The 26,066-nt window shown below is 63.8% G+C and carries 21 protein-coding genes and 2 pseudogenes; 18 read left to right on the top strand and 5 right to left on the bottom strand.

Annotation, left to right across the window (positions count from 1 at the left end):
• From G3O06_RS35860 to G3O06_RS35845, 4 genes and pseudogenes are all read left to right on the top strand, one after another.
• Window positions 1-108 (top strand): annotated as a pseudogene (locus tag G3O06_RS35860) (bifunctional pyr operon transcriptional regulator/uracil phosphoribosyltransferase); the annotation flags it as partial.
• A gap of 73 nt (window positions 109-181) precedes the next feature.
• The gene (locus tag G3O06_RS35855) at window positions 182-1,213 is read left to right on the top strand and encodes an aspartate carbamoyltransferase catalytic subunit (RefSeq protein WP_006476735.1); all 1,032 of its coding nucleotides are present in this window, start codon (window positions 182-184) and stop codon (window positions 1,211-1,213) included.
• Window positions 1,214-1,265: 52 nt separating this feature from the next.
• Window positions 1,266-2,543: a dihydroorotase gene (locus G3O06_RS35850; RefSeq protein ID WP_174913033.1), complete on the top strand. Its 1,278-nt coding sequence runs from the start codon at window positions 1,266-1,268 to the stop codon at window positions 2,541-2,543.
• A gap of 19 nt (window positions 2,544-2,562) precedes the next feature.
• Window positions 2,563-3,420 (top strand): lysophospholipid acyltransferase family protein, encoded by an 858-nt coding sequence (locus G3O06_RS35845; protein WP_174913030.1) that lies wholly within the window; start codon window positions 2,563-2,565, stop codon window positions 3,418-3,420.
• A gap of 32 nt (window positions 3,421-3,452) precedes the next feature.
• Here the strand turns inward: G3O06_RS35845 and G3O06_RS35840 are convergent, their stop codons facing one another.
• Window positions 3,453-4,292 carry a symmetrical bis(5'-nucleosyl)-tetraphosphatase gene (locus G3O06_RS35840; protein WP_205819017.1) on the bottom strand — a complete coding sequence of 280 codons (840 nt, stop codon included), beginning with the start codon at window positions 4,290-4,292 and terminating at the stop codon, window positions 3,453-3,455.
• 345 nt (window positions 4,293-4,637) lie between these two features.
• On the opposite strand from G3O06_RS35840, the gene rfbB reads away from it, so the two are divergent.
• The 14 genes from rfbB (at window position 4,638) to G3O06_RS35770 (ending at window position 22,048) form a co-directional block, all read left to right on the top strand.
• Entirely contained in the window at window positions 4,638-5,699 is a 1,062-nt protein-coding gene (rfbB, locus tag G3O06_RS35835) for a dTDP-glucose 4,6-dehydratase (RefSeq protein WP_205819016.1), read from the top strand.
• 11 nt (window positions 5,700-5,710) lie between these two features.
• The gene (gene rfbA / locus G3O06_RS35830) at window positions 5,711-6,604 is read left to right on the top strand and encodes a glucose-1-phosphate thymidylyltransferase RfbA (RefSeq protein WP_174913022.1); all 894 of its coding nucleotides are present in this window, start codon (window positions 5,711-5,713) and stop codon (window positions 6,602-6,604) included.
• Window positions 6,589-7,140, top strand: coding sequence for a dTDP-4-dehydrorhamnose 3,5-epimerase (rfbC, locus tag G3O06_RS35825; RefSeq protein WP_174913019.1), 552 nt, complete (start codon window positions 6,589-6,591; stop codon window positions 7,138-7,140). The genes rfbA and rfbC overlap by 16 nt, the downstream gene beginning before the upstream one ends.
• Window positions 7,133-8,032, top strand: a complete 900-nt coding sequence (gene rfbD / locus G3O06_RS35820) for a dTDP-4-dehydrorhamnose reductase (protein WP_205819019.1) — start codon at window positions 7,133-7,135, stop codon at window positions 8,030-8,032. Before rfbC ends, rfbD begins: the two co-directional genes overlap by 8 nt.
• A 163-nt stretch (window positions 8,033-8,195) precedes the next feature.
• A complete protein-coding gene (gene wecB / locus G3O06_RS35815) occupies window positions 8,196-9,350 on the top strand; it encodes a UDP-N-acetylglucosamine 2-epimerase (non-hydrolyzing) (protein ID WP_174913015.1) in 1,155 nt (384 codons plus the stop codon).
• 2 nt (window positions 9,351-9,352) lie between these two features.
• Complete coding sequence (locus G3O06_RS35810; protein ID WP_241020415.1) at window positions 9,353-10,579, top strand: glycosyltransferase; 1,227 nt, start codon at window positions 9,353-9,355, stop codon at window positions 10,577-10,579.
• Between the two features lie 26 nt (window positions 10,580-10,605).
• Window positions 10,606-11,454, top strand: a complete 849-nt coding sequence (locus tag G3O06_RS35805) for an ABC transporter permease (protein ID WP_174913012.1) — start codon at window positions 10,606-10,608, stop codon at window positions 11,452-11,454.
• Window positions 11,432-12,829 carry an ABC transporter ATP-binding protein gene (locus G3O06_RS35800; RefSeq protein WP_241020414.1) on the top strand — a complete coding sequence of 466 codons (1,398 nt, stop codon included), beginning with the start codon at window positions 11,432-11,434 and terminating at the stop codon, window positions 12,827-12,829. The genes G3O06_RS35805 and G3O06_RS35800 overlap by 23 nt, the downstream gene beginning before the upstream one ends.
• Window positions 12,826-16,098 (top strand): glycosyltransferase, encoded by a 3,273-nt coding sequence (locus G3O06_RS35795; protein ID WP_205819015.1) that lies wholly within the window; start codon window positions 12,826-12,828, stop codon window positions 16,096-16,098. The genes G3O06_RS35800 and G3O06_RS35795 overlap by 4 nt, the downstream gene beginning before the upstream one ends.
• Window positions 16,095-16,943 carry a sulfotransferase family 2 domain-containing protein gene (locus G3O06_RS50075; RefSeq protein WP_205819014.1) on the top strand — a complete coding sequence of 283 codons (849 nt, stop codon included), beginning with the start codon at window positions 16,095-16,097 and terminating at the stop codon, window positions 16,941-16,943. The genes G3O06_RS35795 and G3O06_RS50075 overlap by 4 nt, the downstream gene beginning before the upstream one ends.
• A 388-nt stretch (window positions 16,944-17,331) precedes the next feature.
• Complete coding sequence (locus G3O06_RS35785; RefSeq protein ID WP_174913003.1) at window positions 17,332-18,177, top strand: glycosyltransferase family 2 protein; 846 nt, start codon at window positions 17,332-17,334, stop codon at window positions 18,175-18,177.
• Window positions 18,174-19,139 (top strand): SDR family oxidoreductase, encoded by a 966-nt coding sequence (locus G3O06_RS35780; RefSeq protein WP_205819013.1) that lies wholly within the window; start codon window positions 18,174-18,176, stop codon window positions 19,137-19,139. The genes G3O06_RS35785 and G3O06_RS35780 overlap by 4 nt, the downstream gene beginning before the upstream one ends.
• 5 nt (window positions 19,140-19,144) lie before the next feature.
• On the top strand, window positions 19,145-20,161 hold the full coding sequence (locus G3O06_RS35775; protein ID WP_241020413.1) for a glycosyltransferase family 4 protein: 1,017 nt from the start codon (window positions 19,145-19,147) through the stop codon (window positions 20,159-20,161).
• Window positions 20,162-20,173: 12 nt separating this feature from the next.
• Window positions 20,174-22,048: a nucleoside-diphosphate sugar epimerase/dehydratase gene (locus G3O06_RS35770; protein WP_205819011.1), complete on the top strand. Its 1,875-nt coding sequence runs from the start codon at window positions 20,174-20,176 to the stop codon at window positions 22,046-22,048.
• Window positions 22,049-22,123: 75 nt separating this feature from the next.
• Here G3O06_RS35770 and G3O06_RS35765 read toward each other — a convergent pair whose 3' ends face one another.
• From G3O06_RS35765 to G3O06_RS35750, 4 genes and pseudogenes are all read right to left on the bottom strand, one after another.
• Complete coding sequence (locus tag G3O06_RS35765) at window positions 22,124-23,230, bottom strand: glycosyltransferase (RefSeq protein ID WP_205819010.1); 1,107 nt, start codon at window positions 23,228-23,230, stop codon at window positions 22,124-22,126.
• A gap of 27 nt (window positions 23,231-23,257) precedes the next feature.
• Window positions 23,258-24,280, bottom strand: coding sequence for a UDP-glucose 4-epimerase GalE (gene galE, locus G3O06_RS35760; protein WP_205819009.1), 1,023 nt, complete (start codon window positions 24,278-24,280; stop codon window positions 23,258-23,260).
• 15 nt (window positions 24,281-24,295) lie between these two features.
• Window positions 24,296-25,432: a glycosyltransferase family 4 protein gene (locus G3O06_RS35755; protein WP_174912985.1), complete on the bottom strand. Its 1,137-nt coding sequence runs from the start codon at window positions 25,430-25,432 to the stop codon at window positions 24,296-24,298.
• 55 nt (window positions 25,433-25,487) lie between these two features.
• Window positions 25,488-26,066 (bottom strand): annotated as a pseudogene (locus G3O06_RS35750) (glycosyl transferase); the annotation flags it as partial.

The raw sequence follows: 26,066 nt of genomic DNA, 5'->3' as shown, positions 1-26,066 counted from the left end.
GCCGCGCGCTTCGCGGGCGGCGCGCTCGACGTGCCGGCCGGCGCGACGCTCGTGCTCGCGCGCGACGATGCGCAGTTCACGCTGCGCGTCGAGGCGCACGGCGCCTGAACGACACGCGAACCGTATCCCGGGCCGCTGGTTTGCACCGCGGCCCGTTTGCATAGTTGGAATCACGCACACCATGACCACCGACACCACTGGCCGCACCGGCAATCCCGCCGCGGCCGCGAGCCCCGACCGGTTCCGCTACGGCTTCCTGAAGGGCAACCCGCAGCTCACGAAAAACGGCGAGCTGAAGCACCTGCTGTCGATCGAGGGCCTGCCGCGCTCGATCGTCAACCACATCCTCGATACGGCCGAGCAGTTCGTCAGCGTGACGGACCGCGAAGTGAAGAAGGTGCCGCTGCTGCGCGGCAAGTCCGTGTTCAACCTGTTCTTCGAGAACTCGACGCGCACGCGCACGACCTTCGAGATTGCCGCGACGCGCCTGTCGGCCGACGTGCTGAACCTGAACATCAATGCGTCGTCGACGAGCAAGGGCGAATCGCTGCTCGACACGATCAACAACCTGTCGGCGATGCATGCCGACCTGTTCGTCGTGCGTCACGCATCGAGCGGCGCGCCATACCTGATCGCCGAGCACTGCGCACCGCACGTGCACGTGATCAACGCCGGCGACGGCCGCCATGCGCACCCGACGCAGGGCCTGCTCGACATGTACACGATCCGTCACTACAAGCGCGACTTCACGAAGCTGCGCGTGGCGATCGTCGGCGACATCCTGCATTCGCGCGTCGCGCGCTCCGACATCCACGCGCTGACCACGCTCGGCGTGCCGGAAGTGCGCGCGATCGGCCCGCGCACGCTGCTGCCGGGCGGTCTCGAGCAGATGGGCGTGAAGGTGTTCCACAACCTCGACGAAGGGCTGAAGGGCGTCGACGTGATCATCATGCTGCGTCTGCAGAACGAGCGGATGAGCGGCGCGCTGCTGCCTTCCGCGCAGGAATACTTCAAGACCTGGGGCCTGACGCCCGAGCGCCTCGCGCTCGCCGCGCCCGACGCGATCGTGATGCACCCGGGCCCGATGAACCGCGGCGTCGAGATCGATTCGCAGGTCGCCGATGGCCCGCAGTCGGTGATCCTCAACCAGGTCACGTTCGGCATCGCCGTGCGGATGGCGGTGATGGGCATCGTCGCCGGCAACAGCGACTGAGCCCGCATTCGCGCATCCTTATTCACGCAATCAACGCATTCACAGACAGCGCATGAAGATTCATATCAAAGGCGGCACGCTGGTCGACCCGGTCGCCGGCACCGAGCGGCAGGCCGACGTTTTCGTCGCGGACGGCAAGATCGCCGCGCTCGGCACGGCGCCGGCCGGTTTCACCGCGGACAGGACGATCGACGCATCGGGCCTGATCGTCGCGCCCGGCCTCGTCGACCTGTGCGCGCGGCTGCGCGAGCCCGGCTACGAGCACAAGGCGACGCTCGCGTCCGAGATGGCCGCGGCCGTCGCGGGCGGCGTCACGACCCTCGTGTGCCCGCCGGATACCGACCCCGTGCTCGACGAGCCGGGCCTCGTCGAGATGCTCAAGTTCCGCGCGCACAACCTGCACCAGGCAAACGTGCATCCGCTCGGCGCGCTGACGGTCGGCCTCAAGGGTGAAGTGATCACCGAGATGGTCGCGCTGACCGAGTCCGGCTGCGTCGGCTTCACGCAGGCCAATGTGCCGGTGCGCGACACGCAGGTGTTGCTGCGTGCGCTGCAGTACGCGAGCACCTACGGCTACACCACGTGGCTGCGCCCGCAAGACGCATTCATCGGCCGCGGCGGCGTCGCCGCGAGCGGCGCGCTGGCGTCGCGGCTCGGGCTGTCCGGCGTGCCGGTCGCGGCCGAGACGATCGCGCTGCACACGATCTTCGAACTGATGCGCGTGACGGGCGCACGCGTGCACCTCGCGCGGCTGTCGTCGGCGGCCGGCCTCGCGCTCGTGCGCGCGGCGAAGGCCGAAGGGCTGCCCGTGACCTGCGACGTCGGCGTGAACCATCTGCATCTGATCGACGTCGACATCGGCTACTTCGATTCGCAGTTCCGGCTCGATCCGCCGCTGCGCAGCGAGCGCGATCGCGAAGCGATTCGCGTGGCGCTTGCCGACGGCACGATCGACGCGATCTGCTCCGACCATACGCCGGTCGACGACGACGAGAAGCTGCTGCCGTTCGACGAAGCGACGCCGGGCGCGACGGGGCTCGAACTGCTGCTGTCGCTGACGCTGAAGTGGGCGGACGAGACGCGCACCCCGCTCGCGCAAGCGCTGCGCCGCATCACGTCCGCACCGGCCGACGTGCTGCAACTGCCGGCCGGCCGCCTGGCCGAGGGCAGCGCAGCCGACCTGTGCGTGTTCGACCCGCGCGCGCACTGGCGCGTCGAGCCGCGCGCGCTGAAGAGCCAGGGCCACAACTCGCCGTTCCTCGGCTACGAACTGCCCGCCAGCGTGCGCACGACGCTCGTCGCCGGGCAGATCGCGTTCGAGCGCCACTGAACCACGCCGGACCCTCGCCATGACCGCCATTCGGAAACTGCGTCTCGTTTTTCACCTGTTGCGCGGCATGGCGATCGTCGCGCTGCGTTTTTCGCACGTCACGCCCGCGCGGCGCGCCGAGATGACGCGCCGCTGGTCGCTCAAGCTGCTGCGGATCTGCGGGATGCGCCTCGTCGTCCATAACGACGGCGCGCGGCTCGACGCGAGCGCGCTCGTGGTCGGCAATCACGTGTCCTGGCTCGACATCTACACGGTCAACGCGTGGCGGCCGACGCCGTTCGTGTCGAAGGCCGAGGTGCGGCAATGGCCGGTCGTCGGCTGGCTTGCCGAAAAGCTCGACACCGTGTTCCTGCAGCGCGAGAAGCGCACCGAGGCGATGCGGGTCATGCACGAGATGGCCGAGCGCCTGCGCAACGGTGGGCTGATGTGCGTGTTTCCGGAAGGGACGACGACCGACGGGCAGGAACTGCTGCCGTTCCATGCGAACCTGTTCCAGGCCGCGGTATCGGCCGGCTGCGCGGTGCAGCCGATCTGCCTGATGTACGAGGATGCGCAGCGGCGGCAGTCGGTCGCGCCGGCCTACACGGGCGAGCTGGCGCTCGGCAAGTCGCTCGACATGGTGTTGCGCGGCGGTCCGCTCGTCGCGCACCTTTACGTGTGCGAACCGATCGCGCCGGGTGGCGACCGGCGGGCGACGTCCGCGGCGGCGCGCGATGCGATCGCGGCTGCGCTCGTGAAGCTGCAGGCAAACGTCGGCAAGCCGACGGCCGAGTCGCTCGAGGAACTGGCCAGACATGCCTATCCGGCGACCGAGCTCGGCGCCGGCGCGGCAGGCCATGAGGCGGCCGACGCGCCCGTGCCGGGGCGCGAGGGTTGACGCGCTTCCCGGCTCCGCGAATCAGCCTTTGATCACTCTCCGCCCGGCGCGCGGCACGCTTCGCACGGCACCTGCGTGACTGTGCGCTGCGCCGGATCGGCCGTCAGCCGCACGGCCGACAGCTGGTTACCCCACACACACCCCGAATCGAGCGCGACGACGTTCTCGCGCACCATCAGGCCGAGCGCGGCCCAGTGTCCGAACACGACCGTCACGTCCTCCGTGCGGCGTCCCGGTACGTCGAACCACGGCAGGTAGCCGGGCGGCGCGCTGTCGGGGCCGCCGTTCGCCTTGAATTCCATCGCACCGTCTGGCGTGCAGAAGCGCACGCGCGTGAATGCGTTGAACGCGACGCGCATCCGGTCGCGTTTCTTCAGATCCGGGCTCCATTGATTCGGCTCGTTGCCGTACAGGTGCTGCAGCGTTTCGCGCCAGTCGGGTGCGCGCAGCGCCCGTTGCAGTTCGTCGGCGAGTTCCAGCACGAGCGTGGCATCCCACTGCGGCAGCACGCCCGCATGCACGAGCAACATCCCGTTCTCCGCATGCACGAACGGACGATGGCGGACCCAGTCGAGCAGCGCGTCGGCATCAGGCGCGTCAACAATTTCGCCGATCGTGTCGCCTGGGCGCTCGGTGCGAATGCCGGCCGACACCGCGAGCAGATGCAGGTCGTGGTTGCCGAGCACCACGGTCGCGCGCGGGCCGAGATCGACGAGTGCTCGGAGTGTCGCGAGGGAAGCCGGGCCGCGATTGACGACATCGCCGGCAATCCAGAGCGGGGTATCGGGCGGCGCGGCGAGCCGCTCCGTCAACGAGAGGAAAGCCGAATGACAGCCTTGGATGTCACCGATCGCGATGGGAGGGGAGGTCATGAGGTCGGGTGAATGCAAATCTGGGCGGTTCGGTAGGAAAAATTTCGACAAAATGTGCCGTTTGCGAAATTGCCATCCTGTTGGAGGCGGTTGATCAGGCAAGTGTTTTCGTGGTCGATCCGGGGCCGCACCGCTGTTTCAAGTTGTTAGCGGCATCGCTTTTGCGTCGAATGGCTTCCTATAATTGTCGCTTGCGCCGTGAAAATTAACATCAGATGACTTTGGCAGGCATGACGACCGGTTAAAATGCCGGGCTTGAGGCGGCTCGGATGATGTCGCCACTTGCAATATCCGACGCGGCAAGATCCGGAGTGATGCTTGTCGTGAATTTCTAGAGGGAGCCTCATGATCCTGGTTACGGGCGGCGCGGGTTTTATTGGTGCCAATTTTGTACTCGACTGGCTGCATCAATCCGATGAAACGGTGCTCAACGTCGACAAGCTGACCTACGCCGGTAACCTTCGCACGTTGCAGTCGCTGGAAGGGAATCCGAATCATGTGTTTGCGCGCGTCGACATCTGCGATCGCGCCGCGCTCGATGCGTTGTTCGCCGAGCACAAGCCGCGCGCCGTCCTGCACTTTGCCGCCGAAAGCCACGTCGACCGCTCGATCCACGGGCCGGCAGATTTCGTGCAGACCAACGTCGTCGGCACGTTCACGCTGCTCGAGGCAACGCGTACGTACTGGAATGGCTTGAACGATGCCGACAAGGCGGCGTTCCGCTTCCTGCACGTGTCGACCGACGAAGTGTTCGGCTCGCTGTCCGCAACCGATCCGCAATTCTCCGAAACGACGCCGTACGCGCCGAACAGTCCGTATTCCGCAACGAAGGCGGGCTCGGACCACCTGGTGCGCGCATACCATCATACGTATGGACTGCCGACGCTGACGACGAACTGTTCGAACAACTACGGTCCGTACCAGTTCCCCGAGAAGCTGATTCCGCTGATGATCGCGAACGCACTCGCCGGCAAGCCGCTACCGGTGTATGGCGATGGCCAGAACGTGCGCGACTGGCTGTACGTTGGGGACCATTGCAGCGCGATTCGCGAAGTGCTCGCGCGTGGCGTGCCTGGCGAGACCTACAACGTCGGCGGCTGGAACGAGAAGAAGAACCTCGAAGTCGTGCACACGCTGTGCGACCTGCTCGACAAGGCTCGCCCCAAGGCGGCGGGTTCGTACCGCGATCAGATCACCTATGTGACGGATCGGCCCGGCCACGATCGCCGCTATGCGATCGATGCGCGCAAGCTCGAGCGCGAGCTCGGCTGGAAGCCTGCGGAAACGTTCGAGACCGGTCTGGCGAAGACGGTCGACTGGTATCTCGACAATCAGGTCTGGGCTGACGAAGTCGCATCGGGCGAATACCGCAAGTGGGTCGAGACGAATTACGCGAAACGCGCTTGAGGAGAGAAGGGATGGCACGTAAAGGCATCATTCTCGCCGGCGGGTCCGGCACGCGGCTGTATCCGATCACGCACGTCGTGTCGAAGCAACTCCTGCCGGTGTACGACAAGCCGATGATCTACTATCCGCTGTCGACACTGATGATCGCGGGTATTCGCGACGTGTTGATCATCTCTACGCCACAGGACACGCCGCGCTTCGAATCGATGCTCGGCGACGGCAGCCAGTGGGGGATGAACATCCAGTACGCGGTGCAGCCGTCGCCCGACGGTCTTGCGCAGGCGTTCATCATCGGCAAGGCGTTCGTCGGCAACGATCCGTCGGCGCTGATCCTTGGCGACAACATCTTCTACGGCCACGATCTGGCGAAGCAGCTCGAGCGCGCACATGCGCAGGAAACCGGCGCGACCGTGTTTGCGTATCACGTGCACGACCCGGAGCGTTATGGCGTCGTCGAGTTCGACAAGTCGTTCCGTGCGCTGTCGATCGAGGAGAAGCCGGCGAAGCCCCGTTCGAACTATGCGGTGACCGGCCTGTACTTCTACGACAACCGCGTGTGCGACATCGCGGCCGACATCAAGCCGTCGCCCCGCGGCGAGCTGGAAATCACCGACGTCAACTCGCGCTATCTCGCCAGCGGCACGCTCGATGTCGAGATCATGGGGCGCGGTTATGCCTGGCTCGATACCGGTACGCACGATTCACTGATCGAGGCGGCCAGCTTCATCGCAACGCTGCAGAAGCGGCAAGGTCTCGTGGTCGCATGTCCGGAGGAAATCGCCTATCGCCGCAACTGGATCGACGCGGAGCAGGTGTTGAAGCTCGCGCAGCCACTTGCGAAGAACGCGTACGGAAAGTACCTCAAGAACATTCTTACGGATCAAGTCGCATGGCCATCCAAGTAACGGCGACGGCACTGCCCGAAGTCAAGATCATCGAGCCGAAGGTATTCGGCGATTCGCGGGGGTTTTTCTACGAGAGCTTCAACGGCAAGGAGTTCGCCGAGCACGTCGAGCCCGGTGTCGAGTTCGTACAGGACAATCACTCGCGGTCGTCAAAGGGCGTGCTGCGCGGGCTGCACTACCAGGTTGAGCATGCGCAGGGCAAACTCGTCCGCGTGGTCGAAGGGGAAGTGTTCGACGTTGCGGTCGACATCCGCAAGCATTCGCCGAATTTCGGCAAGTGGGTCGGCGTAGTGCTGTCGAACGACAATCATCGGCAGCTGTGGGTGCCGCCGGGCTTTGCGCACGGCTTTGTCGTGCTGTCGGATGCCGCGCAGTTCCTTTACAAGACGACCGACTACTGGTTTCCGGAGCACGAGCGCAGCATCGTCTGGAATGATCCCGAGATCGGTATCGAATGGCCGATCGATTTCGAGCCGATCCTGGCTGCGAAAGATGCGGCGGGGAAGCGGTTGAGCGAAGCCGATGTCTATGCGTGAGGTGGATGTGAGCGCTGCCCCGCTGATTCTCGTAACGGGTGTGAACGGCCAGGTCGGCTACGAACTGCTTCGTTCGCTGCAGGGGCTGGGGCGCGTGGTGGCCTGTGACCGCTCGATGCTCGACCTTGCCGATCTCGAGCGCGTGCGCAGCGTCGTGCGCGAACTGAAGCCGGCCATCATCGTGAATCCGGCCGCTTATACCGCGGTGGACAAGGCTGAGACGGACATCGACGCCGCGCGTCGCTTGAATGCCGACGTGCCGCGTGTGTTCGCGGAAGAGGCGGCGCGCAGCGGCGCCACGCTGATTCACTATTCGACCGACTACGTGTTCGATGGTACGAAAAGCGGCGCGTATGCCGAGACGGATTCGACCAATCCGCAGAACGTATACGGGCTGACCAAGCTTGAAGGGGAGCAGGCGATCGCGGCGACGGGTTGTGCGCACCTCATTCTTCGGACAAGCTGGGTTTACGGCCGTCGCGGGAAGAATTTCCTGCTGACCATGCTGAAGCTGGCCGAGGAGCGGCCGGAGTTGCGCATTGTTGCCGACCAGATTGGTGCGCCGACCTGGTCCAATACCATCGCCGCCGGCACGGCGCATATCGTTGCGCAGGGGCTGGCCGCTCGCGACGAGGATTGGTGGCGCAGCCGCTCAGGCACCTACCACCTCGCCTCTACCGGAGAAACATCGTGGTGCGGTTTCGCTCAGGCGATATTCGGCATCGCGAGGAGCGGGGCTGGGCCCGCAGTCGTGCCGATTCCCGCGAGCGAATATCCGGTTCCCGCGGCACGCCCCGGCAACTCGCGCTTGTCGACGCGCAAGGTGAACGAAGTATTCGGACTGCACCTTCCGGCTTGGGATGAGGCGTTGCGCCTTTGTCTTGCCGAATAGCGACGGCGGCGCCGCACTCCGTTGAGTTCGAGCGCGGAGAGCGGGCCGCCTTGCCAGAGGATTATCTTTTTATACAGGGACTTACGTTAGGTGGGTGCGATAGAATATCGCTCGCCGCTGGCCGAAGAGCCACCGTGACCCCAATTACTTATCTTATTTTTCGATGAACGCAAACAGAGTTGCAGTCGTGGTCGGTACGCGGCCCGAAGCGATCAAGATGGCGCCGCTGGTGCATGCTCTTCGCCAGTCTTCGCATCTTGAACCCGTTGTCATTGCGACGGCTCAGCATCGGGAAATGCTCGACCAGGTTCTTGAGATCTTCGATATCAAGTCGGATTACGATCTGGACCTGATGCGCCCGAACCAGTCGCTCGCCAGCCTCACGTCCCGTCTGATCACGTCGCTCGACGAGGTGGTCCGGGAAATCGCGCCGCGCGCAATGCTGGTTCAGGGCGATACGACCAGCGTACTGGCGGCGTCACTGGTGTCTTTCTATCACAACGTTCCGGTGGGGCACGTCGAGGCAGGCCTGCGCACCAACGACATGCGCAATCCGTTCCCCGAGGAAATGAACCGCGTGGTCACGGGGCGTCTTGCACGCTGGCATTTCGCGCCGACGCAGTCGGCGGCGCAGAACCTGTTGAACGAACACGTGCCGGCCGACACGGTGTACATGACCGGCAATACCGTGATCGATGCGTTGTTCGAAGCCCGCGAAAATGCGGCGAAGGTGCCGAGGCAAGTGGCGGCGGGACGCAGGATGATGTTGGTCACGACTCATCGGCGCGAGAATTTCGGCGAGCCGCTCAAACGTATTTGCGGCGCGATTCTGGAACTGCTGGAGCATGACGCGACGCTCGACGTGTTGTTCCCCGTGCATCCCAATCCGAACGTTTCGGGCGTCGTGCGCGAGATGCTTGGCGGACACCCGAGAGTCGAGCTTTGCGCGCCGCTGGATTACCTGTCGTTCGTTGCCGCGATGGAAGCCGCTCATATCGTCCTGAGTGACTCGGGCGGCGTTCAGGAGGAGGCTCCTGCGCTCGGCAAACCCGTTCTGGTGCTGCGGGAAGAGACGGAGCGTCCCGAGGCTGTCTCGTTCGGTGTGGCCGCGCTCGTCGGCACCGAGAAGTCCTCCATCGTCACCAAGGCGCAGCGCCTGCTGACGGATCCGGCTGCATACGCCGAAATGGCGCGCGGTGCGTCACCGTATGGTGACGGCCTGGCGGCGCGCCGGATTGTCGCGTTGCTCGAAAACACATTGTGTGGCGTCGAATCGACGGTGGAAGCGTTTTCGGGGTTTGTATCGAACGATCAGTGAGCATGATTGAAGACACAGGGATGGATGGCAGCGGCGACCAGTCGCGCGGTTGCCGTCTGATCTATTTTTCGTCGGTGCCCTATGCCAGCTACGCGCAGCGCCCCCACTTCATGGTGGAGGCGTTCGCGGACAGCGGGTTCGACTCTGTCCTCTGGATCGATCCGTATCCCACGCGTTTCCCGTCCCTCGGCGATTTGAGGCGGTTCGCGAGTCGCGGCAACGCAGGAGCGGCAACGGGCCCGCGGCATGCACGGGTCCAGGTCTTGCGGCCGGCGGCGCTACCCATCGAACCCCTGCCGCTGAGCGGTTTGATCAACGGGCTGGTCGCGTGGCGGCCGATCCGTGCCCAGCTGTCGGAGTACGCACGAGATGCCCGGTACTGCGTGTTGGCCATCGGTCGGCCCAGCAAGCTGGCTGAATGGGCGCTGGACCATGTGCGGCATGATGCTTCGTTCGTCGACGTTCTGGACAACTTTCCCGCGTTCTATCGTGGCTTGTCCAGACTGTCGATGATGGCGCGGCTGCGTGCCGTCTGCCGCCGGGCGACGGACGTCTATTGCTCTTCCTCGCAGCTCGCCGCGGATATCGGCGAGATCCGCGGCGACGCGCGTGTCGTGCTCAACGGCTACTCGACCGACCATCTTCCCGCGCCATCACCCGTCGAGATGCGCCGATACATTGGCTATGTCGGCTCGATTGCCGAATGGTTCGACTGGCCGCTGGTGCGCTCGCTTGCGATTGCGTTGCCCGACGTCACCGTCAGATTGGTCGGGCCCGAGTTCGTCGAACGCCCGGCAGACTTGCCGTCCAACATCGAATTTCTCGGTGAGCGGCCGCAGGTCGAGATTGCCGGTCTGGTTCGCGAATTTGCAGTGGGCCTGATTCCTTTCAAGGTCAACGACCTGACCGAGGGGGTCGATCCGATCAAGTTCTACGAGTATCGGAGCATGGGCGTACCGGTCTGGTCGACCGCATTTGGCGAAATGCGGCTGCGAGGCGAGAGCGATGGCGTGGCGCATGTCACGCGAGAAACCGATTGGTGCAATCTGTGGGCGGACGTGCAAGCAAGCGCTGCGCCCGATAGCGAGGCGATCGCGTCGTTTCGGGCGGCGGTCGCGTGGACAAAGCGCTTCGAACCCATCGTGGCGCGTTCACGCGTGACTGACGACTCGTCCGCGGGTCGTCCCGGGCACGCACATGCCGTTGCCTCCATGCCGCCTCGGTCTTAGAAACATTTTTTAGTTACGGAAATTTAATGAGCCAAACCAGCCTTATCAGGGACGGCGCGGAATTCAAGCACCGGGCGGCGCTGAGCAGGGTGCTGCTCGATGTTTTCACTCACCGCCAGTTGTTGCGGCAGCTTGTGCGGCGCGATATTGCGGGGCGCTATCGTGGCTCGATGTTCGGCACGATCTGGGCGTTCCTCAATCCATTGCTGATGCTGTCGGTCTATACGGTGGTGTTTGGCGTGTTCCTGCGCTCGCGCTGGGCCGGCACCTCCAACAGCCTCGAGTTTTCCGTGGTGCTGTTTTCAGGCCTGATCATCTTCAACTTCTTCGCCGAGTGCTTCAACCGCGCTCCGATGCTGATCGCCAGTCACGTGAATTACGTCAAGAAAGTGGCGTTTCCGCTGGAATTGCTGCCCTGGATGATCGTCGGCACCGCGCTGTTTCACATGAGCATCAGCTTTCTCGTGTGGATCATCTTTTCGGCGTTCGTCTACGGCGTGATCCACTGGACGCTCGTGTTCGTGCCGTTGATTCTGGTGCCGCTGGTCTTCATGGTGATGGGGGTGAGCTGGATCCTGAGTTCCCTTGGGGTGTACATCCGCGATATCGGCCAGGTCGTTGGCGTACTGACTTCGGTCGTGATGTTTTTGTCGCCGGTGTTCTATGCAATCGAGTCGTTGCCGAAACCGTTTCAGGCATTGCTGCGCGTCAATCCACTGACCTTCGTCATTCAACAGGCGCGCAGCGTCATGATCGACGGAGTGCTGCCGGATTTCGGCATGCTGGCGGTCTATACGGTGGCCAGCGTGATTTTCGCCTGGCTGTCGCTGGCGTGGTTCCAACGAGCACGGGATGGGTTTGCGGATGTCCTCTAAATCGAACATCGAAGGCGCAGTGAGCGCATCGGCCGACGATGTGGCGATCCGCATCGAAGGTTTGTCCAAGCGCTTCGCCGTTTATCACACGCCTTTGGAGCGCTTGAAGCATGTGATCGCACCCAAGCGGACACAGGGGTTCAGTGAATTCTGGGCGCTGTCCGGTGTCGATCTGACGATCCGGCGCGGGGAGACCTGTGCGATCGTCGGCCGCAACGGCTCCGGCAAGTCGACGCTTCTGCAGATTCTGTGCGGCACGTTGCGCGGGACGACGGGTCGCGTGGAGGTGAATGGGCGGGTTGCGGCGCTGCTCGAATTGGGCGCCGGCTTCAACGTCGACTTCACGGGGCGCGAGAACGTCTACATGAACGGCGCGGTGATGGGACTCTCGCGCGAGGAGATTGACTCGCGTTTCGAGCAGATCGAGGCATTCGCCGAGATCGGAAATTTCATCGATCAGCCGGTCAAGACTTACTCGAGCGGCATGTACGTGCGCCTGGCCTTCGCCGTGGCGATTCACGTCGATCCGCAGATCCTGATCGTCGACGAAGCGCTTGCGGTGGGCGATTCGCGCTTTCAGGCGAAGTGCCTGAACCGCATCAAGCAGATGCAGGCAAAGGGCGTGACGATCCTGTTCGTGTCCCATGACGTCGGCGCCGTACGCTCGCTTTGCGAGCGCGCGCTGTGGCTCGACAAGGGGCGGGTGCGCATGATGGGCGACGCCTTTTCCGTCACGGCACAGTACAGCCAGTACTTGTTTGCGGACGAGCCGAGCGCTGAGGACAAGCAGTCCGCCGCGGCGCAGACCGACGCGGCCGACGATGGCGAGCAGGCGGATGCTGCGTCGCACGGTGTCGACGATGCCGTCGAACTCATGGCGACGCATCGCCCGATCAACCACTGGGGCAGTCACGTTGGCTCGATTCTGGAGGCGGGCATCTACAACGCTGCGGGCGAGCGAATCTCGACGATTGCGGCGTTCGAGGAAATCGAAGTGAGGATCAAGGTTTGTCCCCCGGCGAATGCCGACCGGACAACGCTGAGCGTCGCTTGTTCGCTGAAGGATCTGCGTGGAACGGACCTGATCGTATCGACGACCTGGGACCACGCGAAAATCGACTTCCGGCAGGCCGGCGAGACGGCAGTCGTTCGATTCAAGATGAAGAACCGACTCAACGGCGGTGACTATCTGCTTACCGTCGCGCTGGAGGATCGGGCTGGTGCCATGCCGCAGTACTACGAGTACATCGAAGGCGCACATTATTTCAAATCGCTCGCCGAGGACAAACTGTATGGCGTGTTCCTGCCGGATGTCGAGCAAAGTGTCGAATCCGTGAACGGCAGTGAGCGATCAGCAACGAGAACTATTGCATGAACGATCAAGAGAAGATCAACAGCAATCCCTATTGGGATCATCGATTCGAGACCGATTGGGAAGGCGCAGGCGGGCGGGAGCAAAGCCGCTTCTTCGCACGAGTGGCGATCGAAGCGATGCCGCAATGGCTCGTGCACGAGGTGCGCCGCAACAAGTTGAGCGTCTGCGACTGGGGCTGCGCTCAGGGTGACGGCACTGCGGCCCTCGCGCAGATGTTGTCGTGGGACGTGACGGGCGTCGATTTCTCGGGGCCGGCAATCGACCGGGCCCGGCAGCAATACGCGAACGTCAAGTACTCGCACGAGAACTTCCTTGAACTGCCGGACCGGCCGAAGTTCGACGTGGTGTTTTCGTCGAACACGCTCGAACATTTCGAGGATCCGTGGAGCGTGTTCGACAAGATTGCGAACTATGCATCCAGGTTCATCGTGTTGCTGCTCCCGTATCGTGAGTTCGAGCGGCATCCCGAGCATGATGTGACGTTCGATACCGTCAATATCCCGCTCGCCCCCACTGGCGACTGGGTTCTTGCGCATCATGCCGTTGTCAACACCGCGACGATGGAGCCGACCTATTGGCGCGGATATCAGGTACTCCTGATTTACGCGCGCCCCCCGCAACTTGCCGCGCAATCCATCATGCTGGTGGATGTCGCACACGCAGAGGCCGACGCTTCAAGCAACGTCGTCAAAATTCAGGATCAGCAGGCGATCGCGGAAGCGGCGGCAGCCGAAGAGGCGACTGCCCTGAAGCAGGAGTTGGCGCAGACGCGATCCGATCTGGAAAGTCAAAAGGCGCATCTCGCCGACATCGAAGGCACGGTGCAGCAAAATTCCGAGCGCCTCGATTCTCTTGATTCGCGCGACTCGCAACCTGCGGCGCAATCTGCCGTACCTGGAGATTTCGCCCGTGGCGATGCCGGGGCGTCGAACGAAGCCGCGAAGTCGCGGGAGCTGATGGCGGCTGCGGACGCGGCGTCGGAAAGCGTGGCTTTCCTGAAGCAGGAACTGGCACAGGCGCGATCCGATCTGGAAGGCCAGAAGTCCCGCGTCGCAGACGTGGAAGCCGAGTCGCGCCGGAATGCGGAGCGCGTCCATTTCCTTGAGTACCGCGAACGGACGCTCATGGATGAAGTCAGTACGATGGTCGGATCGCGGAGCTGGCGCCTGACGGCGCCGCTGCGAGCAGTTCGCCGTGTTCCCGGCTGGCTGCGGCGTCGCCAGCAGGATGTCAAATACGCGTACTCGCACGGCGGCTTGTCCAACGTGGCTGCTCGCTCGCTCGCCTATATCCCCAGGCATATGAAGCGGGCGGCGTTGGCGTCTGCACCGGTGGTTTCCGCAAGCAAGCCGCTGGTGCTGCGTGGGCCGCGGGAAAAGCGGCTGTTGCCGGACGTTTTCGTGTTCGGCATCATCGATTGGCATTTCCGGATTCAACGGCCCCAACATCTCGCACGCGAATTCGCGCGAGCGGGGCATCGCGTCTATTACTTCACGAACCATTTCGAAGATTCGAAAGAGCTTGGCTTCACCGTCGAGCGACTGGATGAAAGCCTGCCGCTCTATCAGGTCAAGCTCAAGGTAGAGGGCGCACCGGCCATTTATTTCGCTGCGCCGACAGACCAGGCCATCGCCCAGATGCTGGACGGGATGACGGACTTCCGTGACTGGAGCGGTACGGATCGCTGCGTGACGCTCGTGCAGCATGCGTACTGGTTCGAGCTTGCCAAGCACCAGCAGTCTCAGTGCCTGGCATACGACTGCATGGATCATCACGAAGGGTTCGGCAATGTTCCGCAGGAATTGCTCGACCTTGAAGAGCACACCATGAAGCGTGCCGACTTGCTGGTCGCCACGTCGGGATGGCTCGAGGAACACGCCCACAAATACAATCGCAACGTCGCGGTGGTTCGAAATGCCGGTCAGTACTCGCATTTCTGCGACGCTCCCGAAGAGCGCTACACGGATCCACGCGGTCGCAAGATCATTGGCTATTACGGCGCGATCGCCGAATGGTTCGATGCCGATCTGGTCGCGCGCGTCGCTCAGGCGTTCCCGGACGCGCTGGTGCTTCTTGTCGGCTCCGATACCGCAAATGTCGGCGCTCGACTGCGGGAGTTCTCGAATGTCGAGATGACGGGCGAGGTTCCGTACGCACGATTGCCGTATTACCTGTATGCGTTCGATGTCTGCATCATGCCGTTCAAGGTCATCCCGCTGACGCTCGCGACCAACCCGGTCAAGGTCTACGAGTATCTGGCGTCAGGCCGTCCGGTGGTTTCGGTCGACCTGCCCGAAATGGCCCAGTTTCAGGATCTGGTCGACGTGGCTGACACGCACGACGGCTTTATCGAGAACGTGCGTCGGACGCTGGCGGCGCTGCCCGACAGCGCCGACACGATCGCCCGTCGCAAGAGCTTTGCCGCCAGCCAGACCTGGGCCCACCGCGTGCACGATTTCCGGGAAGCCATCCAGGCGCTGCCGCGCCCGCGAGTCAGCGCGATCGTGCTGACCTACAACAATCTCGGATTGACGAAGGATTGTCTCGACAGCCTCGAGAAACACAGCGACGACGTCGATCTCGAAATTGTGATCGTCGACAATGCGTCAAGCGATGGTTCGCCCGAGTTCCTGTCGTCGTGGGCCGCATCCCGCTCGAACGTCAAGCTGATCCTGAACAGTGACAATCGCGGCTTCGCCGGGGGCAATAACCAGGGGCTCGAGGCAGCGAGCGGTGACTATCTGGTCATCCTGAACAACGACACCGTTGTGACCCGTGGCTGGGCATGGCGCATGGTCAACCATTTGCGTGACGTGCCTGAGATGGGCCTCGTGGGTCCCTTGACCAATAACATCGGCAACGAGGCTCGCGTCGAGACGCAGTACACGACGCTGGATGACTTGCACGTCGAGGCCGAACAGATCACCGAGCGCAATCTCGGGACGTGGTTCGAGATCAGGACCGCCGCATTTTTCTGTGCGATGCTGCCGCGTAGCACGTATGAGCGCTGCGGGCCGATCAGTGAGGACTACGGGCTCGGTTTCTTCGAGGATGACGATTATTGCCGGCGGGTTCAGGCGGCCGGGTTGATCGTTGCGTGCGCCGAAGACGCGTTCGTCCATCATCACCTCTCGGCTTCCTTTGACAAACTTGGGGCAGAAAGGAAGCGCGCGCTGTTCGAGAAGAATCGCGCAATCTATGAAGCGAAGTGGGGCAAGTGGACGCCTCACCAGTATCGGTTGAAGAATACCGCTGACAAGAAGGCGTGATTGCCGTGTCGCCCCTTCACTCGTGGCCGGTGGAGGGGCAGCATTGCTGCCTGGGCGTCCAGTGGAAGGAGTGGAAGAAAGTGCGCTTCGTAATCGTGCATTACCATCTGTACAAGAATGCCGGGACGACGATCGATGACGTTCTCGCCCATAATTTTCCCGAACACGAGCGCGGAACCATCGAGGGTGAATTTCCGTGGTCCGAGGTAAGCCCGGCGGAACTGCTCGATTACGCACTCGCCAACCCCCAGTTGCGCGTCATCTCAAGTCATCAGGCACGCTTGCCGTTACCCGAGCACCCGGACATCACCTTTTTGCCGATCGTGTTTCTGCGTCACCCGATCGATCGTTTTGGCTCGGTCTACCGTTTCGAAAGGCAGCAGGAAATGGCGTTGCCGACGGCGACCTCCAAGTCGGCTCGCAATTCCAGTCTGTCGGCATTCGCGGAATGGGTGGTCAGTCGCGAAGCCAATGCGGTATGCCGGAATTTCCAGGTCCTGATACTGGGTGCCGGGCTCAGGGAAATCGTCGAGTCGCGCGCCACCCCCAACGACTATCTGGGCGCGCTTGCGCGCGTGAAGTCGCTGCCATTCTTTGGCCTCGTCGAGGCATTCGATGCTTCGCTGCAACGTCTTCAGGACTATCTGCGGCCGTACTTCGGCGAAATCGACGTGAATTACCGGATGCTGAACGTGTCCGCCGATCACACATCCACGCTTGAGGAGCGCCTCCAGGATACCGAGCGTGAGCTGGGGCCACTGCTTTATCGGGAGCTCGTCGAATGCAATTCGCTGGATTTGCTGCTTTACCGCGACGCGCAGGACCTGCTCGTCGGCAAGCGCTGACGCCGGGGCGGACGACATACCGGTAGATACCGCGCAACCGCTCGCCCGGCCGCCATTTCGTGTCATCGAAACGGAGAGGCTGCATCCACGAGAGCGGTCGGAGGGGGCAGGGTGAATTCACCCTGCAATTCGACCTGCGGCGGGTTGGCAAGCGCTGGCTACCCGGCACACCGATTGTCGCTTTGCCTGGTGTTCAATCCCGCGAGTGGTATGGGCGCGCGACGCTTGCCGGAACGCAATTGCCTGGAGTGGAACGGGCACGCATTCTTGTGTGCAAAAGGAAGATTTTCCTATCCGGTTCCGCAAAGATGAGCAAATTTGTTGTTGCGCATTTCGGTAAATCCACCAAGAATGCGCACCACCAAGGAAACGCGCTGTTGGATCCCGAATGAACGTCACCGCAGAATCACCAGAACCACTCGGCAGCCTGTCGGTGTCCATCGTCGTCTATCGCCCCGATCGCGCGATGCTGACGAAGACGCTGAGCAGCCTGGATGCGGCCTGCGAACGTTTACGAGTTGCTCGCCCCGGCGTGACGGTCGAACTGTTTCTGGTCGACAACGGCGAATTGGGGGACCCTGGCGCGATTGCGGATTTGCTCGGGTCCGACGGGATCTCGTGGCACGTGCTGACGGGCCACGGCAACATTGGTTATGGCCGCGGACATAATCTTGCGATTGAACGGACGGCGAGTCGCGTCCATTTGATATTGAACCCGGATATCGACCTTGAACCCGATGCGTTGGTCGCCGCGAGCGATTTCCTCAACGCGCATCCGGAAGCGGGATTGCTGGCGCCGCGGATCGGCGACGAGCGGGGCGGCGCCCAGTATCTGTGCCGCCGCTATCCGGCGTTGCTCGATCTGTTCGTTCGCGGTTTCTTGCCCGCGCGGATCCGCCGATGGTTTGCCGGGCGTCTTGCCCGTTACGAAATGCGCGACGTCATCAACGACCGCGACATCGTCTGGGATCCGCCTATCATCAGCGGTTGCTTCATGCTGTTTCGCACCGACATTCTGAAGAAACTGGGTGGGTTCGACCCACGTTACTTCCTTTACTTCGAAGACTACGACCTGAGCCTGCGCACGCACGAAACCGCTCGTGTCGCCTACGTGCCGGCCGTGCGGGTCGTCCATCACGGCGGCGGCGCTTCCCGTAAGGGCTTCGCGCACATCAGGATGTTCTGCGCATCGGCCTCTAAGTTCTACAACCGCTTTGGCTGGAGGTGGTGGTGAGTCATCTCCTCGTCACCGGCGCCAATGGATTCGTCGGCCGCTCGGTCTGCCGTCGTGCGCTGGCCGCCGGATACACGGTCACCGCGCTGGTGCGGCGCCCGGGAGGATGCGTCGACGGCGCGCGCGAATGGGTTCACGACGCGCCGGATTTCGATGGTCTCGATGCCGCATGGCCGACCGATCTCGCAGTCGATTGCGTGATCCATCTCGCGGCGCGCGTGCATGTGTTGCACGACGAATCGCCTGATCCCGACGCTGCGTTCGACGCGACCAACGTTGCCGGCACGCTGCGTATCGCCGAAGCGGCGCGCAGGCACGGCACGCGTCGCATGGTGTTCGCGAGCAGCATCAAGGCAATCGGCGAGGGGGACGGAGGGGCAGCGTTGTCGGAAGACACGCCCCCCGATCCGCAGGATGCCTACGGTCGTTCGAAGCTGCGTGCCGAGCGGCAGCTCGCGCAATTTGGCGCATCGACCGGGCTCGAGGTTGTCGTCGTTCGTCCGCCGCTCGTGTACGGTCCGGACGTCCGGGCCAATTTCCTGCGGATGATGGACGCGGTGGCGCGCGGGGTGCCGCTGCCGCTCGGTTCCGTTCAGGCCCGCCGAAGCGTTGTCTACGTGGAAAATCTCGCCGATGCGCTGCTGCGATGTGCGGTCGACCCGCGCGCGGCCGGCAATTGCTTTCACGTCGCCGATGCCGACTCGCCGACGATACCTGGCCTGCTGCGCCTGGTCGGCGACGCGCTCGGCAAGCCGGCGCGCCTGTTGGCGGTCCCGCCGGCCGCTCTGCGCGTCGCAGGCAAGCTGACGGGGCGAAGCGCGGCGATCGATCGCCTGACCGGCAGCCTTCAACTGGACACCGGCCGGATCAAGCGTGTCCTCGAGTGGCATCCTCCCTATACGACGCGCCAAGGCCTTGAAGCGACCGCTGCATGGTATCGTTCGCGCGATATCCGAAAATAAGCAACATGCACTTTACGGTTACCACGTGGTTCGCCACGACAACGGTGGCTGTGGCCACCGCCGCAGTGTCGACGACAATCCTGCGCGTGCTGCTCGCCACGGGCCTGGCATGGCGGCTCGCGACCGATATCCCGAACGACCGTTCGCTCCATACGCTACCGACGCCACGTGTCGGTGGGTGGGGCATCGTACCCGTATGCGTGGTCGCGATGCTGTGGCTCGCGCCGCACATGACGCTGATCGCGGTTGCTGCCGCGGGCCTTGCCGCCTTGTCTCAAATCGACGACCGGCGCGGGCTGCCCGCTCGTGTCCGCTTCACCGCCCATCTGGCGGCAGTCGTCTCGCTGATCGCGGTGTATCCGGCGGACGCCCCGTGGTGGCTGCTCGTCGGCGTTGGATTCACAATGGTTTGGCTGACCAACCTGTACAACTTCATGGACGGCGCGGATGGGCTCGCGGGCGGGATGGCGATGTTCGGCTTTGGCGCTTATGCTGTGGCTGCGCTGACGGGGACGCATCCGTCAGCGGAATTGTCGACGGCCGGGGCCGCGATTGCCGGCGCGGCATGCGGGTTCCTGCTGCTGAACTTCCATCCTGCGAAGCTGTTCCTCGGTGATGCGGGCTCGATCCCGCTGGGCTTTCTGGCCGGCGCACTGGGCTACTGGGGCTGGCGCGGTGAAATCTGGCCGATCTGGTTTCCGGCGATGGTGTTCTCTCCCTTTATCGCCGACGCGTCCGTAACACTGCTGAGACGTCTGTTACGTGGAGAAAAGTTCTGGCAGGCGCACCGCGAGCATTACTATCAGAGGATGGTTCGATCGGGCGTAGGTCATGGTCGAACCGCGCTTTATTGGTACCTCATCATGCTCGCGGGCATCATTCTCGCCGTGTGGGCGAAGGGCCGCCCCGAACTGCAGCAATGGCTGTCGTTCTTCGCCTGGTATGGCGTCCTGGCCTCGCTCGGATGGCTGATCGACATGCGTTGGCGCCGGTTTCAGGCAGCCGCCGAAAACAACTCTTGAGGTTTCCCGCCGATGTTGCGATCCAAAGCATCGTGGCTGTCACTGAGCGCTTTCCTGTTCGATCTGACGGCGGTTGTCGCCGCATGGTTGTTCGCTTATCTCGTTCGATTCAACGGCAGCGTTCCGCATGATTTCCTGAACGGCGCGCTGATGGCGCTGACGTGGGTGCTGCCCGTCTACGCGCTGATGTTTCACGGGTTTGGCCTGTATCGCGGGCTGTGGGTGTTCGCGAGCCTGCCCGACCTGATGCGCATCTCGAGGGCGGTGGCGAGTGGCGGCGTGATCGTGATGATCGGGGCCGTGATGTTCCAGCCGGCGCCGATCATTCCGCGCTCGGTGCTGCTCGTGTCGCCGCTGATGCTGTTTCTGGTGATGGGCGGTGCGCGCGCGCTGTATCGCGCGACGAAGGAGTACTACCTGTACGGCGGGCTCGTCGGCAAGGGCAAGCCGGTGCTGGTGCTCGGCGCCGGCACGGCCGGCGCGAGTCTTGCACGCGAATTGTCCCGCTCCGGCGAATGGCGGCTGGTCGGCCTGCTCGACGACGACGTCACGAAACAGGGCCGCGAGATCTACGGCCACAAGGTACTGGGCTCGTTCAACGATCTCAAGCACTGGACCGACGCGATGAAGGTCGAATACGCGATCATCGCGATTCCGTCGGCGTCGGTCGAGACGCAGCGTCGCGTCGCGTCGCTGTGCGTGCGGGCCGGCGTGAAGGCGATGGTGCTGCCGTCGCTGACCGCGCTGATGCCGGGGCAGGGCTTCCTGTCGCAGATCCGGAACATCGATCTCGAGGATTTGCTCGGCCGCGACGCCGTGACGATCGACACGCCGCACGTCGAGGCGCTGCTGCGCGGCCGCGTCGTGATGGTGACGGGGGCGGGCGGCTCGATCGGTTCGGAGCTCTGCCGGCAGATCCTGCGCTTCGCGCCGGCGCAACTCGTCGCGTTCGACCAGTCCGAGTATGCGATGTACCGGCTGATCGAGGAATTGAGCGAGCGCTTCCCTGACCTGCCGGTGCTGCCGATCATCGGCGATGCCAAGGATTCGCTGCTGCTCGACCAGGTGATGTCGCGCCATGCGCCGCATATCGTGTTCCATGCGGCCGCCTACAAGCACGTGCCGCTGATGGAGGAGCACAACGCGTGGCAGGCGCTGCGCAACAACGTGCTCGGCACGTATCGCGTGGCCCGCGCGGCGATCCGCCACGATGTGCGTCACTTCGTGCTGATCTCGACCGACAAGGCCGTCAATCCGACCAACGTGATGGGTGCGAGCAAGCGCCTCGCCGAAATGGCCTGCCAGGCGTTGCAGCAGACGAGCGGGCGCACGCAGTTCGAGACGGTGCGCTTCGGCAACGTGCTCGGCAGCGCGGGTAGCGTGATCCCGAAGTTCCAGGAGCAGATCGCGAAGGGCGGCCCGGTTACCGTCACGCACCCGGAGATCACGCGTTTCTTCATGACGATTCCGGAAGCGTCGCAGCTCGTGTTGCAGGCGTCGAGCATGGGGCAGGGCGGCGAGATCTTCATTCTCGACATGGGCGAGCCGGTGAAGATCGTCGATCTCGCATGCGACCTGATCCGCCTGTACGGTTTCTCGGAAGAGCAGATCCGGATCGAGTTCACCGGGCTGCGGCCCGGCGAGAAGCTCTACGAGGAGCTGCTCGCGGACGATGAGGCGACCACCCGTACGCCGCATCCGAAGCTGCGCATCGCGCGGGCGAGGGAAGTGCCGGACAATTTCCTCGACGAGTTGTTGCCGTGGCTGATGCAGCATCGCGTGCTGCCCGACGACGAAGTACGGCGCGACCTGCGGCGCTGGGTGCCCGAGTATCAGACGGCGGTCATTCCGGCACTGAAGAGCGTACGGGTCGCGTCGAACGGCTGATGGCCGTGCGGCTACCGACCGGCCCAAAAGAAAAGCGCCCTGCGGGGCGCTTTTTTCATGCCGGCCGCGAACGGCTCAATGACTGCGCCGATGCTTCCTCACCACCATCCATCGCGGCGCGCGGAACCGCACGATGCTCAGATAGAGCCACACGTACGTCAGCGCGAACAGCACGACGAACACGAACAGGTGCACCGTGTGCCGCCAGAACAGCGTCGCGGGTATCACCGCGACGAGGCACAGCAGCCACAGGTACGGCGACGTCAGCGAATTGCGGCGCGTCAGGTCGTGCGCGTGCTTCGTGCCGACGGCCCAGCGCATCAGCCGCTTGTACACGAGCATGTGCAGGTGCACGCCGTCCGGAATGCCGGGCGACATCCCGCGGATGAATTTCTTCCGGTAGATCGAGAAGCAGGTCTCGAAGATCGGGTACATGAACAGCAGCACCGGGTACCACGCGGATACCTCGCGGTTGCGCATCACGAGCAAGATCGCGAGCTCCGCGAGCATGAAGCCGATGAAATACGCGCCGCCGTCGCCGAGGAAGATCAGCCCGGCCGGGAAGTTCCACAGGAAGAAGCCGAGCACCGCGCCCATCATGATGATCGACGCGGACATGACGACCGGGTCGCCGACCTGGAACGCAACGTATGCGAGCGACGCGAACATCATGAAGCTGACCATCGACGCGAGTCCGTTGAAGCCGTCGATGATGTTGACCGCATTCGCGAGCGCCGCGACCGCGAGCACGGTGACGAACGCCGAAATGGCGACATAGCCGAGCAGGAAGTCGAGCGGCGGCACGCTGATGCGCGTGACCGCGATGTGCATCAGCCAGAACGCGAGCGCGGCCGCGCCCATCGTGCAGAGCAGCCGTGCGCGCGGCGACACGCGCTTGGTCAGGTCCTCGACGAGGCCGGACAGGAACGCCGGCATTCCGCAGGCCACGATGCCGAGAATGTTGCCGGCGATCGTCGGGTAGCGTTGCGTGAGCAGCAGCGCCGACGCGACGACGCCCGCGAGGATCCCGATGCCCCCGACCCGCGGCACGGGCCGCACGTGGAATTTCTGCACACCGGCCAGGTCGCTGTCGATCGAGAATTTCTCGTGAAGGTGCGCGTAGCGCACGATGAACAGCGTGACGAGCAGGGAGACGATGAAGCCGGACGCGAAGCTGAGCATGGGATCGCTCGAAAAATGGACAGCGGATTATACAAAACCGCGTGGGTTCCCCTCCTGCCATCGCCAGTGGTCGGCACACATTTCTTCGATGCCGAGCGCGGCACGCCAGCCGATGATGTCGGCCGCGGCCTGCGGGTTCGCATAGCACTCGGCGATGTCGCCCGGGCGGCGCGCGACGAGCTCGTACGGCACCGGGCGGCCCGACGCTTTTTCAAATGCCCGCACGACCTCGAGCACGCTGTAGCCCTGGCCCGTGCCGAGGTTCACGACGAAGCTCGCGTCGCGCTTCGCGAGCGCGTCGAGCGCGGCGATGTGCCCCTTCGCGAGATCGACGACGTGGATGTAGTCGCGCACGCCGGTGCCGTCCGGCGTCGGGTAGTCGGAGCCGAACACGCGCAGCGTTTCCAGCTTGCCGACCGCGACCTGCGCGACATACGGCATCAGGTTGTTCGGGATGCCGGCCGGGTCCTCGCCAATCAGCCCGCTCGCGTGCGCGCCGACCGGGTTGAAGTAGCGCAGCGTCGCGATCCGCCACGACGGTTCGGAAACCTCGAGGTCGCGCAGGATCTGCTCGGCGATCAGCTTCGACTGGCCGTACGGGTTCGTCGCGGACAGCGGGAACGATTCGTCGATCGGCGAGCGCTCGGGCACGCCGTATACGGTCGCGGACGAGCTGAACACGAACTGCCTGACGTTGCGCTCGCGCATCACCTTGAGCACGGCGAGCAGGCCGCCGAGGTTGTTCTGGTAGTACTCGAGCGGCTTCGCGACCGACTCGCCGACGGCCTTGAGCGCCGCGAAATGAATCGTGCCGGTGATCGGGTGCGCGTCGAACACCTTGGCGAGCGCGGCTTCGTCGCACACGTCGACCTGATGGAACGCGGGCGACTTGCCCGTGATCCGCTCGATGCGGCGCACGGATTCGGCCTTGCTGTTGACGAGGTTGTCGACGATCACGACATCGTAGCCGTTGTCGAGCAGCTCGACGGCGGTGTGCGAGCCGATGTAGCCCGCGCCGCCGGTAACGAGGATGGTGCCTTTAGCGGTCATTGCTGATGCGCTCCTTCAGAGTGTGAATCCGGTCAACGAATGGATGGTCTCCCTGTAGCGCTCGACGACCTGTTGCTCGTCGAACTCCGCCACGACCTTTTGCCGGCCGCGTGCGCCCATCGCCACCCGGCCTTCCGGTCCGAGCGCGATCATGCGATTCAGTTGCTCCGCGAGGCTCGCGCTGTCGCGCACGCGGCACAGAAAGCCCGTTTCGCCGTCTGCGACGACGTCCCGGCAGCCCGGCACGTCGGTCGCGACGATCGGGCGGCCCATTGCCGACGCTTCCATCAGCGTGCGCGGTACACCTTCGCGGTAAGACGGCAGCACGACGCAGTCGGCCGCCGCGATATGGGGGCGCACGTCGTGCGCCTCGCCGAGATACTCGACGACGCCTTCGCCGACCCACGCATCGACATCCGCGCGGCCGATCGCGCTCGGATTGTCGACGCCGAGCGGCCCGAGCAGCTGGAAGCGCGCGTTCGGGAAGCGCGCGCGCACGATGCGGGCGGCCTCCACGTATTCGCGCACGCCCTTGTCCCACAGCAGGCGGCCGATCAGGATGAAGACGGGCGCGTCGCCGGCGGGCAGCGGCACGGGCGCGAACTGTTCGAGATCGACGCCTTCGCCGTGCAGCAGCCGTGCACGATCGGGATGCGCGAGCAACTGCTCGTCGGTGAAGGTCGCGAGATCGTCGCGATTCAGGAACCACACTTCACGCGGGAAGCGGAACGCGAACCGGTACAGGCGCTTCGCGACGCTTGCCGCGCGGCTTTTCTGAATGAAGACGTAGCCGAGCCCGGTCGTCACCGCGATCGACGGCACGCGTGCGAGCCACGCGGCGACCGAACCGTAGATGTTCGGCTTGATCGTGTAATGGAATACGAGACCGGGCTGCAGCGCGCGGTAGTGACGCACCAGCGCGGCGAGCGTGCCGAGATCCTCGCGCGGGCTCGTGCCCTTCGATGCAACCGCGAGCGGCACGTAGCGGCAGCCCATCTGCTCGAGCAACGGCACCGTGCGGTCGTGCGGCGCAATGACGATGACCTCGGCGCCGCGCGCGACGAGCGCACGGATCAGCCCGTGGCGATACGTGTGGATCGCCCAGGCCGTGTTGCAGACGAGCGCGATGCGCAGCGGGGAGGTGGCGGACATGAAAAAAAGAATAAATAAAGCGTCGTAAATGCCGGATACACCGAATGAAAGGGCGTCACGCGGACGGCCGGGCGGCGAACAGCGTCTGCTTGATCCGCTGCAACGTCCGGTACGGCGTCACGAAATGCAGCAGGTTCTTGGCGAGGCCGGCCCAGTCGTACGGGTTCAGCACGTTGAAGTGGCTCAGCAGCAGCGTGAGCGTCGACACCAGCTGGCGCCGGCGCTTGGTCGCACTGATCCCGCCCTCGTTCAATTCGTAATAGAGGCCGAGTTCCGGCAGGTTCGCGCAATCGTAGCGTTGCATTAACCGTAAAAAAAGATCGAGATCCTCGGCCGCACGGTATTTCGCACGATAGTTCCCCACTTCCCGCACGGCGTCGATGCGCAGCATGACCGACGGGTGCACGAGCGGCGAGCGCAGGAAGCGCGTGCGGCGCAGCGTGCGCGGATCGGCGGGCGGCGTCAGCATGAAGCGCGGCTCGCCGGCGCGCGACACGACCTGCGTCCACATGCCGACGCACGCCACGCGCGGATGGGCGCCGAGATACGCAGATCGGAAGAGCGTGGTGTGGGGGAGGGAGGTGGGATATAGGGGAGGGGACGGTGGGGGGTGGTGAGATGAAAACAAAAGAAA

This window comes from Burkholderia sp. Ac-20345 (genome assembly GCF_017104825.1).
Lineage (GTDB): Bacteria > Pseudomonadota > Gammaproteobacteria > Burkholderiales > Burkholderiaceae > Burkholderia > Burkholderia lata_B.
Note: the sequence above shows the minus strand (reverse complement) of the source record. Positions and strands in the feature narration are given on the sequence as shown.